The organism is Pseudoalteromonas sp. T1lg48 (genome assembly GCF_002964785.1).
Classification (GTDB): Bacteria; Pseudomonadota; Gammaproteobacteria; order Enterobacterales; family Alteromonadaceae; genus Pseudoalteromonas.
In genome coordinates this window covers 485,765-498,951 of record NZ_PQCC01000004.1, presented here as the reverse complement: position 1 = coordinate 498,951, position 13,187 = coordinate 485,765, and the positions used below count along the sequence as shown (strand labels likewise).

The following is a 13,187-nucleotide window of genomic DNA, read 5'->3' as shown; positions in this document are numbered from 1 at the left end:
GCCAGAATCAGTGGGTTAAACAACGGGTTGGAATAAGGTGTTGGCAGGGCCTGGTTGCCGTGCGCCTACCAACATGGGTTGGGAACTGCTGTTTAGAATTTGCGTTAGGGAAAGACGTTGATAACTATTGAGCCAGTTCTTCGCTCTCGGCTGCCACCGTATGCAAGGTGGTCAGCTTATAACCCGAGGCGGTGCTGGCATCGGCCTCCAAGATCAGTATGTAGTTACCATCGGCGGTCACATCCACATTTCCTTCCTGGTGTAGCACTATCTCCTGACCGTTATCTTCTAAAATGGCATAAAAGCCGTATTGTTTATCGAGCAGGGTCAAGGAGTTAGCACTGTAGCTGTTGACGCTATCAAGGTGGTGCTCGGTTTGCGAAATGGGCTGGCCTTCGAGAGTAAAATAGATGTCCAGCTTGTGTACCGGCAAACCGGCGTATTCATCGACCAGGTTTACCAGGGTTACCTGATGACTGACGCTATTAGGCACCAGATTTTGCGCCACACTCATTAGCCTCGGACCGTGTTCGGCATCCTTATAGAAGATGCCCAGGGCACTTTGCTCTTGCTCCAGGGTTAACAGGTAGCTATCTACCAGGGTATTACCCTGCTCATCATGCATGGAAATAGAGTAGCTGTTCGGTGTCAGTTGCAGCGTCTGTGACAGGGTATCGACGGCGGTGCTTGCCGTGTTTAGCTGGAAGTCCCCCTTACTGGCGCTGAATTGGGCGCTTGGGTACTCGTCTATGCTGTTGTAAAACTGCACCCGAGCATGGGCATCCTTGTTTTTAAGGCTATACGGGGTGTTGCCATTGGTAATGATATCCACCGTCAGGTAGTCGCTGTTATTGTCATAGCTGGGGCGAATGGCCATCACTAGGGCGTCGTCCGCGCTGATCCGGGTTTCATCCGATTGCCAAATAGGTGTGGTTGTGCCGGCCTCGGTCAGGTAGAAGGTGTGGGTATCGACCTTATGCTCGGTGCTCGGGCTGAGAGTTTCAAACATTGCCGAGCCCACCAGTTCGGCCTGCTCGAAGACGCCATCCTCCGCGGCCATATACAGATCGAAATTGCGCCCTTCTCTGGTGATATTGAGCATTTGCAACGAGAACATATCACTGGCTTCACGGTAGGGGAGTTCAAGGCTGAGCAGCTTTTTATCTTCGATGTTGCCATACATCATTAATAAGGTTTTGGTGTCGTCCACAATACTCAGGGTGTCGCCGATAATATCGACCAGGTTACCCTGATCATTGCTGTATTGTATGGCGTAGTCGTAATCGTCGGCGGTGTAGTTGTGTGTTGATGTGACATCCCCCAAATCTGCGGTGGTGCGAGCAACATCGGCGATGCTCAGGGTCATGGTTGGGCCATTTATGGTACCGTTGTATAGCTGAATACTGCCCGAGTCGCTGTTGCCGTCGGAGCTGCTGCCGCAACCGCTGAGGGTGACTAGGGCGGTGCCTGCTAGCGCTGCCAGGGTTGGATTAAGGCCTTTATTCTTGTTGTGTTTCATACTTGATTCCATAGTGAACTAGGTGCCCAGTATGACCCATAAAAAAACAAAAAATCCCATGTTTTACATAGTATTACTCCACTTAACAGATGTTTACACAAGTGTGAAAAAGTGTGCAACTTTACGTTTGGCGGGTTACATATGTAGCCCCAAAAAATGCCGCCCGTCTTTCATCTGGTTAAAGCGGTTATTGGGGTTTATACAGGGAGTCCAGTTCGGGAATATTCAACTCCCAACGGGGCACGGGCTCGCCGATATAATGACGCACCGCATCCAGAAGTAAGCGAGTACGCACCGGTAGATCGCGATGAGGATAGAGGGCATACATGGCGCCATAGTCGGGTAAATTAACATCAGGCAAGAGCGGTGTTAGCAGGCCGTCGCTTATTTCATTTTCGATTAAAAACGCCGGCACCAGACAAAAAGCGGTGCCAGAAATCACCTTATCGAGGATAACCTCACCGTCGTTGGAGGTATACACGGCGTTGATCACCTGCTCACACTCCTCGCCCTCGGCATTTATATAGTTAATGGTATCAAGACGGGTATGTGAGGTGGCGTAGGTGGCCGCCGGCAATTGTCCGAGCTCCTCTATGGATTTGGGGTTGCCATAGGTGGCGATAAACTCCGGGCTTGCCAGCAGCAGCATGCGGTTGCGGGCTATTTTTCTGGCGATTAAGGATGAGTCTCGTGGCTCACCGATGCGAAAAGCCAAGTCAAAGCCTTCAGAAATCATATCGACAGGGCGGTCGCCCAAGCGCATATCCACATTGACCTGAGGGAAGCGCTTTTGAAAGTCGTTGATTACCGGCTGAATGTAGCGTCGTCCAAGGGTATGCGAGGTGGCAATGCGCAGCAGGCCGCGAGGTTCCTGATGGTAGTTTTCCGCCAGTTGCACCGTGTCCGTTAACAGCATCCGTAGATCCCGTGCTTTTTTCACCATTTCCGCCCCAGCGGCGGTCAATGAAAACGACCGGGTGGTGCGATTAAGTAAGCGCACGCCCAGCTCATCTTCTAACTTACTGATCTGTTTTGAAATTACCGAGCGATCTATGTTGCGCATGGCGGCGGCCTTAGAAAAAGAACCCTGTTCCACTACTTCAAGTAGCATAATGAGTCGGCTGGTTGTATCCATAGCTAGGGTCTCGGTGGGGCAGCATCAATTGATGCCATTCTGGCATTAATGTTTTTATAAAACCAGTGTATCTGGCGCCGCTGTGGTTATTTAACATGGTTATACCAATTCTGTTAAGTATGTGACCAGATATAGCGCTGGATAAATGATGTGATAACAAGGCGGAGTTTTTCGTATGTAGTATTCTCCATAGAAAAACTCCAACGCCGTTAGTATGATATTTAGCCCGCTAGAATGATTAGCTATTTAAGTGAATTGGTATAAGGTTGAATTTCGGCGTCTATTTACTCAGTATTGAGCGCAGCAATTGACGTCAGCAGTGATAATTACACTCGCCGTAAGGCGGTGATATGAATTCTCAATGAGAGGAATTAGGTTATGCCCGGCCCCACGAATACCATGCAGGCACTTGTTTTAAATGAGCCTTCGCCGTCTTTGGCGTTACAGATGCAGGAGCTGCCAGTACCGCACATTGGTGCTAATGAAGTGCTGGTGGAAGTCGAGTATGTGGGCCTTAACCATATTGATGCGCGCCTGGGTGCCGAGGGCTTTTGTCGTTGGCAATATCCTCATGTGTTGGGTCTGGATGCAGTGGGCACGGTTGTTGAGGCGCCGGTAGGAGTGTTCCCCAAGCGCGGAACTCGGGTGATATTTACCACCAGTTTGGCCGAGCAGGGGGTGCTAAAGCGCTATACCAAGGTGGCCAACTATGCCGTGGCCGAAGTGCCTGAGTCCATTCCCAGTGCTGTGGCCGCCACCTTGCCCAACGCCGGGATGACGGCGCTTGCGGCTCTGGACAAAATCCAGCTGCAGGCGGGGGAGAGCATCTATATTAATTCCGGCTGTGGGGCGGTGGCCCATTTTGCCATTCAATATGCGCGAAAGCGCGGGGCCAAGGTGTTTGTCAGTGCCCCGCAAAGCGAGCATGAGCGCATTAAGGCCTTGGGCGCCGAGGTGTTGTTTGCCAGCGAAGGTGAGCAGTTAGTGCAGGATATCAAGCACGAACTCGGCCCAGACGGTTTTGACACCATACTCAACAGCTGCGGTGGTGAGACCTTTGTTGCCGATTTGGCGCATCTGCGCTTTGGTGGTCGTATTGCCTGCCTTAATGGTTTCGCCCAGATCCCCCAGGAGCTGCTATTTAGCCGGGCACCCATTATCGCAGCCGTGTCTTTGGGCGGAGCCTGGTTGGCAAACAGCCTGTGTGCGCAGCAAAAGTTGAGCTTTATGGGGCAGCAGTTATTGCAGGATGTGGGCGCCGGTCATATTCAGCCCCCCGCCCATCGTACCTTGGCCTTTGATGCCGAGTTGGTCAGTGAGGCACTGCGTCAGCTCTATCAAAAGGGTTCCAGTTTACGTCCGGTAGTCGACGTGAAATCAGGCGTCTTGCCATAACCTTATCGAAGAGCGTTATCTTTAGTACTGGATGGAGCTTTACGCTAACAAGGCAAAATATTTCATCCAGTTAGCGTGGCCTGACTCACTAAAATGAGCGCGAATAGGACAAGGAAATAAAATCCAGTCCCGGGTTTGGGCTTTCAAAACCGGCATTGGAATAATGCAGATAGCGCAGTCCGAATTCGGCATTTTCCAGCTTATACACTACGCCAATTCTGTCCTCAAACTGATAGTGGGTGCTAACGTCCTTACCGGCAAACTGTGTGTCATCTAAAAGCGAAAAGCCAATACCAAATTCAAACAGCAGCGGGTGGCCCCGATATTGCGTGATCGGGTATTGAAACACCGGAGTCAGTGCCACAACAAAGTTGTGATCATAATCATTGTTGTCGCCATAGCGCCAAAAATTCACACTGCTTTCGAAAAACATTTCGACGTTATTGAAGCGCTCCGGCAGGTAGTCGCTGAGATAATACTGATAGCCCAACTTAATCCCTTGTACATCCCCTTCACCCTGAATGTAATGCAGGGTGTAACCGTGTCGCGGCGCTTCCTGAGCCTGACTGGCTGCCATGGGAGCCAGGCTTAGGGCGCCCGCTAAGGTGGCTAAAATTATTGATTTCATACGCTTAACCTCACAACAAAAGGGCGCGTACTATTTATTTTGTGGGGGCTTAGATCAATGCACAAAAATGCACAGCGGTGGTGCAAACACGGCAACAATAAACTAACTTCATGAATAATAAGAATAAAATTATATGTGCATAAATGGAATCAATAATGTGCGTATTTGTTGCTTATGTTCCAAAATACAATCCGCTACTATGGCCGCCAATTCGATGTGAGGAGAGTGGCCAATGCGAGCACCTAAGCTGTTATTACTATTTATTATTACCGCCATGCTGACGCTGTCGGCCGGCAAGGCACAGGCCGCAACTGCTGAAGAGCCGTACACCATGCTTAAACAGGTTGGCGAGCAGCTCTTTGTTGATATCGGTAATATCGATGCCGATGACCAACAGAAAAAGGCGCAATTACGCAACCTGGTAAAGGCGCAGCTAATTCCGCACATCGACACCAAGTTCGTGTCCTTTAAGCTCCTTGGTAAGCATGTTCGCGAGATCAATAAGCAACAGGCACTCACCTTTATCAATGCCATCGAGTCATACCTGACCAATACCTATGCCAATGCCCTGATGAGTTATAAGGGTCAGGAAGTACATTTTATTAAGCCTAATGCGGCACCAAGCAATGGTTATACGGCGGTGAAAACCGAAATCGTCGAAGCTGGCAAGCCGACCATAGATATCGTCTTTAAATTGCGTCAAGACAAGGCCGGCAGCTGGCGCGTCTATGACCTGGTAGCCGAGGGTATCTCGCTACTCGATGCCAAGCAGAAAGAAATTATCGCCCGCATCACCGAGGTGGGTATCGACCAGGTTAATCAAGAGTTGTTAGCCAAGGGCTAATGGAGAGTTTTGTTCCTGCAGTGCTTTGGGGAAACTTGTAGCCTTTTACCCATGAGGCTCTCTACCTGGGGTTATCCCAGGAGTTCCCCTTTTTTTCTCTGCTTGAACGCGTTTGTACTGATTGCTAGTACGTTGTTGTTATTGTTGTGACAACACTTTTTGGGGTGAACTTATAGCCTTTTCCCTGTGGCTTCCTATCAATAAGTTCACCCTTTTTTTTTTTGCTTAGAGACTTTTCTTCGGTGGCAGCACCACATTCGCAAAAATAAGCCCAGCCACAAGTGACATAAAGATCAAAAAGGTTTGTTGGCCGATATGGTCGGCATAGACAAAGTCTTGCCCTTCTATCAAAGAGTTAAGTCCGATGTAGGTTTTTGAACCCGGCACCAGAACGATCAGGCCCTGCATGGCAACGATGGAAGCCGGAGCGTTGGCGATGCGGTTAAAGAGGTTACTAAAAATTCCCACCGCAAGGGCGCCGACAAAGGTACCCAGGGTGTAATCCAGGTATGCGGCGGAGCCTATGCTGGCACCATAGGCAATAAAACCGGCGGCCAGAGACCAAAGCGCATGCTTGGTTTTGGTTCTAAAAATCACCACCAAAGACATACACAACAGCAAAATAGCGAGCCAGGCGGTCCATTTAGGTAAGGGCTCTGGCGTCACAAAGTCCGCTTGTCCAAAGAGAGCAAAGCCAATTCCTATGCCGATAAAGGCACCGAAATAGAGCTTAAACAGCAGCATAAAGGAGTCCATCACTCGCGCCGTGCCGGATACCAGATGTCGCGCCGCCAGCTCGGCAAGACCGAGCGCCAAGGCCAGACCGGGGATAAAGACAATGATACTGGAGAGCACCACCAGACGAATGTTGATCTGGGCGTCCAAATACACGCTAATGGCACAGGCTAAAATGGCCGAGACCACGGCAACCAAGGGCTCGAGCATGTGTGCCACACGGCGCGAATAGCTCGACCAGAGCACGAACAAATACACCACCAGGGTGAGCAGGCCGGAATAAAAGACATCATTCCAGCTGGTACCCATCAACATGGCGAAGGCGCCGCCTGAGAAGGCAAAGGCACTGGCGGTGATCCACTTGTTGTAGGGCGCCGGCATCACGGCGATTTCATCAAGGCGTTTGTCTGCCTCGTTAATGGTTAATTCGCCCTTTAGCAGCAAATTCACCACCTCGTCGGTGTTGGCTAACGAGCCCAGATCGTGCTCGCCCGGGTCAACACGAGCAACATGGGTGTACTCGTTTTCATGACCCTCGGTCCAGATCACAAAGGTCACCGAGGTGGGTGACATTACGAAAGAAGACTTCAGCTCCAGGTAGGTCGCGACCTCCATCAGGTGCGCCTCGAGTCGATAGGCCGGGGTACCGTATTTGTGCAGCATCTTGCCGAGCTTAACGATAAATTTACGTTTTTCTTTAAAGAGAGCGTCTTCCACGCAGCGGTCCTCGGTTGTCGATCATAATGCATAGAGCGTGCGCATTTTATTGATCTAAGGTTACCTGTCTACTGATTTCTATCAAGATTTTATTGAATTTTTTGCTTCAATCCATTGTGCCATGTACTGGGTACTGCGCATGGTGTGGTGTTTTAGCATTTGCCCGGTGAAGTTTGTGTGGCGGTGCTGCATCAGGTTTTGCTGTAACTCCTTGATGCGTGCCAACAAGTTAGAGGACAAAGTATGGCTGTCGTAGATCTGGTTGAGTATTTGCTGGCCGTGACCCTGGGCGGTAATGAATTCGGCTTCATTCTCATGTAAGCGCACCGCGGCATCGGCAAATTGCTGCGGGTCGTTGTGCACAGCTCCGTTCCACGGCAAGTCTAAGTGCATACCTTCGGCGCCAATGCGGGTGGTTACCGAAGGCGTGGCGGTGATCATGGCTTCCAATAGTTTGCCCTTAATGCCGGCGCCAAAGCGCAAAGGCGCCAAACACACCCGTGCCGAGCTCATTACTTCCAGGGCGTCATCGGCCCAGCCCTTAATTAAAAAACCTGTTTTTGGATTATGCAAGGCGGTGGCCTTAGGCGGCGGTAAGAGCCGTAAATATGCAGCTCCGCCTTGGGCAGTTGCTTGCGGATCAAAGGCCAGATCTGCTGTAAATACAGCACCGCATCCCAGTTGGGTGCATGCCTGAAGTTGCCAATGGTCATAAAATGTTGGCGCTCGGCAAAGCTCGGTGTTTGTTTTGGCAGGGCGCTTAAGTCGACCATAAAGGGCAGGTGATGCAGCAGCGCGCGGTCAACCTTAAATACCTCATTGAGCAGCTGCATTTCGTAGGTGGAGATGATCAAGCTGAGATCGCAGCGCAAAATAGCGGCGATTTCGCGCTTGGCCAAATCCGTGTGCAGGTCGCTCGTCTCAAACTCCTTGCCCGCTTTATGGGCCTCATGGCGAGCCCCGCGCAAACACTGAAGGTCTTCGGTATCGAGGATTTTCAGGGCATCCGGTGCATACTTATCGACCCGCCAGCCGAATTGCTCTTCCATCATAAAGCGATCGAACATCACAATATCCGGGTTTAATTCGTTGAGGTAGGCGTCAAAACTACTGCAATTGAGGGCGATATCCGCGCTGCTGATCCCATATTGTGCCAAGTCTTCCATATGTTCTGTGCGCTGCGCCGGTGAGGCGAATTCCACCTGCCAACCTTGATTTCGAAACAGTTTGAGTAACGACATCATATGGCTGCCAGCCGCCGACGAATTGGGCTCTGGCCACACATAGCCAATCACTAATACTTGGGTCATAAACAAGACGCTCGTTTAATAAGGGTTACATCGATAAGCGTGCGGCGGGGCACGTTTTGATCACTGAGTAACGCGGTTAAAATGCTTAGGCTATGCTCGGCCAGATCGCCGCTGCGATAGGCCACCGAGCTGAGCGGACAAGGCAAAACAGCGGAGTCGGGCAGATCGCCAAAACCCACGATCTTAAGCTCCTTGCCGACACTCAGGCCATGACTTGGCAGGGCATCGAGCACGCCATAGGCGAGTTGGTCGCTGGCACATAAAAGCCCCACGGGCGCCGCCCGGTCATCGGTACGCACTTTGGCGATCACCTGGGCCAGTGCTTGGTCATTCAAGGCCTGCTGACCTGCCTGGCGGGTATTATTACAGGGGATGTATTGGCTGCTCGGGGTACCTGGGTGCAAATGTACCGCCTGCTCAAACCCCTCTTTAAAATGTGCATAATTGCTCAGAGAGGGGCCGCCCACCAAGGCCAGAGCGTGACAGCCCTGCTCCAGTAATGCCTGAGTTGCCAAAAACGCCCCGCGCTGAGTATCGGCCAATACACAGGGGGCCTCGCTAAAGGGCACTTCACGGAGCACATTAATGATCACCATGCCGCTATTGTTAAGTGCGTTTTGCCAATTAACATCCGTGCCCGTGGCCGGACACAAAATCACCGCGGTCACATTGGATTCCTTGAGACGTTCCATCAACCGTTGCTGGGTGTCGAGCTCATCATTACTGCTAAGTAGCATGGGCACAAAGCCGCGCTCCAGCACGCCTTGTTGCAGCGTCGTTGCCAGCTCTGTGAATTTGGGGTTATCCAAGGTTGGCAGCATAATGGCTACCAGGCCCGAGCGTTTTGAGCGCAGCGCTGCCGCATCCCGGTTATACACATACCCCAATTCGGCCATCGCCTGGCGCACCTTTTCCCTGGTTGTATCGCTGACCTTGTCCGGTTGCGTTAGCACCAGCGAAACGGTGGATTTAGACACCCCGGCGAGCTCGGCAACTTGGATAATGGTGACTTTGGGATGTGGTGGTGTGCTGTTCATGGCATTATAAGGCGCTGATTAAGCTCTACATGGTAGCAGATTCCGCGCTTTAGCGTCAGTACAAATACAGGAGTTAACCCATGAAAACCGTCCTTATTACCGGTGCCAATCGCGGCATAGGTTTAGCCCTTGCCAAACTCTACTTGGCGCAAGGCTGGCAGGTGCTTGCCTGTTGCCGAAAGCCGGAGGAAGCCATGCAATTGCAAGCGCTTGCCCAGCAAGATAACGCGCTGAGCGTGCACCGACTCGATATCACCGACTTTGAGCAAATAGACAAACTCGCCGAGCAGATTAACGACCAGGCCATCGATGTGTTACTCAGTAATGCGGGTATGTATGGTCCCAAGGGGTACGGCCTGGATGACATCGACTTTGCCCAGTGGCAGCAGGTGATGAATACCAATGTGCTGGCAGTAGCCAAGTTGGCGCAGGCCTTTTTACCACACCTCTTAAAAGCCTCGGCCCCGGTTTTTGCCGCGTTATCATCCAAGGTCGGCAGTCATACGGAGAACACCAAGGGCGGCGGATATATCTATCGTAGCTCCAAGGCTGCACTCAATTCGGTAGTGAAAAGTTTGAGCAATGATCTGCTAAGCCAGGGGATCAAAACCGTCTCCTTGCACCCGGGCTGGGTGAAAACCGAGATGGGGGGTCCTAACGCGCTGATCGATGCGGCCACCTCGGCCAAGGGGCTGAAACAGGTAATCGATGCGCTCAGCACTGAGCAAAGCGGCGGCTTCTACACCTATTTGGGTGAACGCATTCCCTGGTAATTGTGAACAAAACTAAGAAGTTAACCCTATTTAGTTGCTTGGTTTTTATACCGAGGTAGACTGTACCCAAGAGTCTGTTTATCGAGATAAATAGGCTCTGGAGGATAATAATCACAACAAAAGGGTTTTCTATGAAACAACACCTCATCGCCTCAGTGCTCCTTGGGGCATTGGGCCTGGGATGTGCGTCGACGGCGCTTGCTCAGCAAGAGGCGCCGGCCGGGGCACAAAATGACGCTGGCTATCAAGTGCCATCGAAAGAGCTGGCGCAGGTCGTCGATGCCAAGTTGGCACCGCGTTCCATGCTATCACCGGACGGCCAATGGCTGGCGTTACTTGAACGCCGCCGCGTTGAGAGCTTACAGGAGCTGGCCAAGCCAGAGCTGAAACTGGCCGGTATTAAGCTCAATCCAGATAATTTTTCTCGCTCACGAGTGCGTAACAAGTACACGGCGCTGACGTTTAAATCCCTCGAGGGTGATATTAGCCTGGACGTAAGCGGTTTGGATGAGGGCATTATGCGCTCGCCACAGTGGTCCAGTGACAGCCGCTATCTGAGCTTTGTCTATGAAACGCCGGCGGCGGCCACCCTGTGGGTGTACGATATCAATACTCGCGCCCTGAAACAGCTGAGTGAATACGCGCTCAACTCTGTGGTTACCGCCACCCCGTATCAATGGATGCCCGATGCCAGTGGGTTAATCATTAACCATGCGGTGAACCTGGGTAAGGCCCAGCCACAAGACGATGCCAATACGGTTGTGCCTGTGATCCAACAAACCACGGGTGAAAAGGCGCCGGCCCGTACCTATCAGAATCTATTGACCAGTCCCTACGACGAAGCGCTGTTTTCCTTCTATGGTCAGGGTCAGTTGATGCGTGTGAGTTTGGATGGCCAGGCCAAAGCCATCGGCAAGGCCAAGCTATTTAGTAATTTCAGTATCTCACCCGATAGCAACAATATTCTTGTGGCGACCTTGGATCAGCCCTTCTCTTATCAGGTGCCGTATTTCCGTTTTGCCACTACCTGGTCTGTGTGGGGAATGAGTGGCTACGAGCTAACAGAGCTGGTTAAACAGCCGTTGGCCGACAACATTCCCCAGGGTTTTGATAGTGTGCGCACCGGCCCTCGCGACTTTGAGTGGCGCAGCGATAAAGGAGCAACGCTTATTTGGGCCGAAGCCCAAGATGGCGGCGATATGAAAAAAGATGTGCCGCATCACGACCATATTTACACCCTGAGCGCGCCGTTTAAACGTAAGCCTAAGTTATTTGCAAAAACAGAGCGTCGTTTTGCCGGGGTGACCTGGGGCAATGAGAATCTGGCGATGCTTTCCGAGTGGCGCTTTAGCGACCGTCAGGTGCGCAGCTGGATTATCGCGCCTAACGATGCCAGTGCTTCACCTGTGCTCTTCTCCGAGCGCAGTTATAACGATGCCTATAAAAATCCGGGCGACCCCATTTACACCCACAATGATTTGGGTGCGCGGGTAATGCAGGTCGTGGGTGACCGCTATATTTACCTGCGCGGCGATGGTGCCTCGGAGCAGGGTAATATCCCGTTTTTAGACCGTTACGATGTTAAAACCAACAGCACCGAGCGCCTGTGGCGCAGCGAGGCACCTTACTATGAGCGCGTTGTTGACTTGCTAGACGAAGAGGGTGAGCGCTTTATTACCGTGCGTGAGTCTAAAACCGAACAACCCAATTTGTTCGTACGCGATTTGGATGACGATTCCCTGACGCAACTGACTCAGTTCCCTCATCCTTATCCGGCCTTTAAGGGCATTCAAAAAGAGCAGTTACGCTATAAACGTGACGATGGTGTTGAGTTGTCCGGTACCCTGTATTTGCCAGCCGGTTATGAGCCGTCACAAGGCCCAATCCCCGTGCTGATGTGGGCCTACCCACTGGAGTACAAGGACAAAAATGTGGCCTCGCAAGTGCGTGAATCGCCTTATGAATTTACCTACATAGGTTATTGGGGCCCTATGCCTTATTTGGCCAAGGGCATTGCCGTGTTCGACGACCCGAAAATGCCCATAGTTGGGGTAGATGGCAAGGAGCCGAACGACACCTTCCGCAAGCAACTGGTAGCCAGCGCCCAGGCGGCGGTGGATGTCTTGGTTGAAAAAGGCGTGGCGGATAAGGACAAGATAGCCATTGCCGGGCACTCCTATGGTGCCTTTATGGTGGCTAACCTGCTGGCCCACAGCGACCTGTTTAAAGCCGGTATTGCCCGCAGCGGCGCCTATAACCGCACGTTAACGCCATTTGGTTTCCAGGGTGAAGAGCGTAACTTCTGGGAAGGCCAGGCGGTGTACGCCAATATGTCACCGTTTTTCCATGCAGAAAAGATTAACGAACCCATGCTGATGATCCACGGCAAGGAAGACCCTAACAGCGGCACCTTCCCGATGCAAAGTGAACGCATGTATGCGGCAATGAAAGGTTTGGGTAAAGACGCCCGTCTGGTGATGCTACCCTACGAAGCACACGGCTACCGTGCCCGCAAGAGCCTGCTGCATGTTTTATGGGAGCAAGAGCAGTGGCTGGATAAGTACCTGCTCAGCGACACTAACGCTAACGCCGAGTAAATTGCGTTTTAAAAAGTAAAACCCACGCCTAAGCGTGGGTTTTTTATGGGGGAGGCTAAGCCTTTTGCTCGCTGTAGATATCGGGTTGCCAAATCTGCATTAGTATTTCCGGGTTCTCTATCCCTTTGAAACCATATTGAGCATATAAACCATGGGCATCTCTTGTGGCCAACACCATACGCCTTAACCCCTGTAGATCCGGGTGAGAAACAATCGACTCTACAAGCCATTTGCTCAGCCCTTTACCGCGATGCGCTTCGACAACAAATACATCGGCCAGGTAAGCAAATGTCGCTCTGTCCGTGATTAAACGGGCGAAGCCCACTTGTATGCCGCCATTTTCAAACACACCAAAGCACAAGGAATTATCAATTGCCTTGCGCAAGGTTGCTCTTGGAATACCCATGGCCCAATAACTTTGAGAAATGAATTGATAGATTACCTCGAAATCCAGGTCTTCATGTTTGGTACTGATTCGATATCCTTTCATTCAACAA

Annotated in this window: 10 protein-coding genes and 1 pseudogene; 4 read left to right on the top strand and 7 right to left on the bottom strand. The window is 51.5% G+C overall.

Translation table 11 applies throughout. The features are described 5' to 3' along the window. Window positions 1–124 precede the first annotated feature (124 nt). Window positions 125–1,519: a hypothetical protein gene (locus C2M29_RS07745; protein ID WP_105189202.1), complete on the bottom strand. Its 1,395-nt coding sequence runs from the start codon at window positions 1,517–1,519 to the stop codon at window positions 125–127. A 187-nt stretch (window positions 1,520–1,706) separates the two neighbouring features. Next, window positions 1,707–2,654: a LysR family transcriptional regulator gene (locus C2M29_RS07740; protein ID WP_105189201.1), complete on the bottom strand. Its 948-nt coding sequence runs from the start codon at window positions 2,652–2,654 to the stop codon at window positions 1,707–1,709. 378 nt (window positions 2,655–3,032) lie between these two features. Here C2M29_RS07740 and C2M29_RS07735 point away from each other — a divergent pair, with 378 nt between their 5' ends. Further along, window positions 3,033–4,049 carry a zinc-binding dehydrogenase gene (locus tag C2M29_RS07735; RefSeq protein WP_105189200.1) on the top strand — a complete coding sequence of 339 codons (1,017 nt, stop codon included), beginning with the start codon at window positions 3,033–3,035 and terminating at the stop codon, window positions 4,047–4,049. Between the two features lie 88 nt (window positions 4,050–4,137). Here the strand turns inward: C2M29_RS07735 and C2M29_RS07730 are convergent, their stop codons facing one another. Continuing rightward, complete coding sequence (locus C2M29_RS07730) at window positions 4,138–4,677, bottom strand: acyloxyacyl hydrolase (protein WP_105189199.1); 540 nt, start codon at window positions 4,675–4,677, stop codon at window positions 4,138–4,140. Between the two features lie 232 nt (window positions 4,678–4,909). On the opposite strand from C2M29_RS07730, the gene C2M29_RS07725 reads away from it, so the two are divergent. Continuing rightward, window positions 4,910–5,521, top strand: coding sequence for an MlaC/ttg2D family ABC transporter substrate-binding protein (locus C2M29_RS07725; protein WP_105189198.1), 612 nt, complete (start codon window positions 4,910–4,912; stop codon window positions 5,519–5,521). Between the two features lie 225 nt (window positions 5,522–5,746). Here C2M29_RS07725 and C2M29_RS07720 read toward each other — a convergent pair whose 3' ends face one another. From C2M29_RS07720 to C2M29_RS07710, 3 genes and pseudogenes are all read right to left on the bottom strand, one after another. Then, window positions 5,747–6,973, bottom strand: a complete 1,227-nt coding sequence (locus tag C2M29_RS07720) for a threonine/serine ThrE exporter family protein (RefSeq protein ID WP_105189197.1) — start codon at window positions 6,971–6,973, stop codon at window positions 5,747–5,749. A gap of 81 nt (window positions 6,974–7,054) precedes the next feature. Continuing rightward, window positions 7,055–8,283, bottom strand: a pseudogene (locus C2M29_RS07715) (glycosyltransferase). Further along, window positions 8,280–9,320: a LacI family DNA-binding transcriptional regulator gene (locus tag C2M29_RS07710; RefSeq protein WP_105189196.1), complete on the bottom strand. Its 1,041-nt coding sequence runs from the start codon at window positions 9,318–9,320 to the stop codon at window positions 8,280–8,282. The pseudogene C2M29_RS07715 and the gene C2M29_RS07710 overlap by 4 nt, the downstream one beginning before the upstream one ends. Window positions 9,321–9,400: 80 nt before the next feature. On the opposite strand from C2M29_RS07710, the gene C2M29_RS07705 reads away from it, so the two are divergent. Together C2M29_RS07705 and C2M29_RS07700 are read left to right on the top strand one after the other, a co-directional pair. Next, entirely contained in the window at window positions 9,401–10,093 is a 693-nt protein-coding gene (locus C2M29_RS07705; protein WP_105189195.1) for an SDR family oxidoreductase, read from the top strand. Between the two features lie 131 nt (window positions 10,094–10,224). Then, window positions 10,225–12,690 (top strand): S9 family peptidase, encoded by a 2,466-nt coding sequence (locus tag C2M29_RS07700; RefSeq protein WP_105189194.1) that lies wholly within the window; start codon window positions 10,225–10,227, stop codon window positions 12,688–12,690. Window positions 12,691–12,745: 55 nt separating this feature from the next. Here C2M29_RS07700 and C2M29_RS07695 read toward each other — a convergent pair whose 3' ends face one another. After that, window positions 12,746–13,180, bottom strand: coding sequence for a GNAT family N-acetyltransferase (locus C2M29_RS07695; RefSeq protein WP_105189193.1), 435 nt, complete (start codon window positions 13,178–13,180; stop codon window positions 12,746–12,748). Window positions 13,181–13,187: the final 7 nt, after the last annotated feature.

Excerpts from the sequence above, each read along its gene's own strand:
- C2M29_RS07745 (WP_105189202.1), bottom strand. The coding sequence starts at position 1,519 with ATGAAACACAACAAGAATAAAGGCCTTAATCCAACCCTGGCAGCGCTA.
- C2M29_RS07740 (WP_105189201.1), bottom strand. The coding sequence starts at position 2,654 with ATGGATACAACCAGCCGACTCATTATGCTACTTGAAGTAGTGGAACAG.
- C2M29_RS07735 (WP_105189200.1), top strand. The coding sequence starts at position 3,033 with ATGCCCGGCCCCACGAATACCATGCAGGCACTTGTTTTAAATGAGCCT.
- C2M29_RS07730 (WP_105189199.1), bottom strand. The coding sequence starts at position 4,677 with ATGAAATCAATAATTTTAGCCACCTTAGCGGGCGCCCTAAGCCTGGCT.
- C2M29_RS07725 (WP_105189198.1), top strand. The coding sequence starts at position 4,910 with ATGCGAGCACCTAAGCTGTTATTACTATTTATTATTACCGCCATGCTG.
- C2M29_RS07710 (WP_105189196.1), bottom strand. The coding sequence starts at position 9,320 with ATGAACAGCACACCACCACATCCCAAAGTCACCATTATCCAAGTTGCC.
- C2M29_RS07705 (WP_105189195.1), top strand. The coding sequence starts at position 9,401 with ATGAAAACCGTCCTTATTACCGGTGCCAATCGCGGCATAGGTTTAGCC.
- C2M29_RS07700 (WP_105189194.1), top strand. The coding sequence starts at position 10,225 with ATGAAACAACACCTCATCGCCTCAGTGCTCCTTGGGGCATTGGGCCTG.
- C2M29_RS07695 (WP_105189193.1), bottom strand. The coding sequence starts at position 13,180 with ATGAAAGGATATCGAATCAGTACCAAACATGAAGACCTGGATTTCGAG.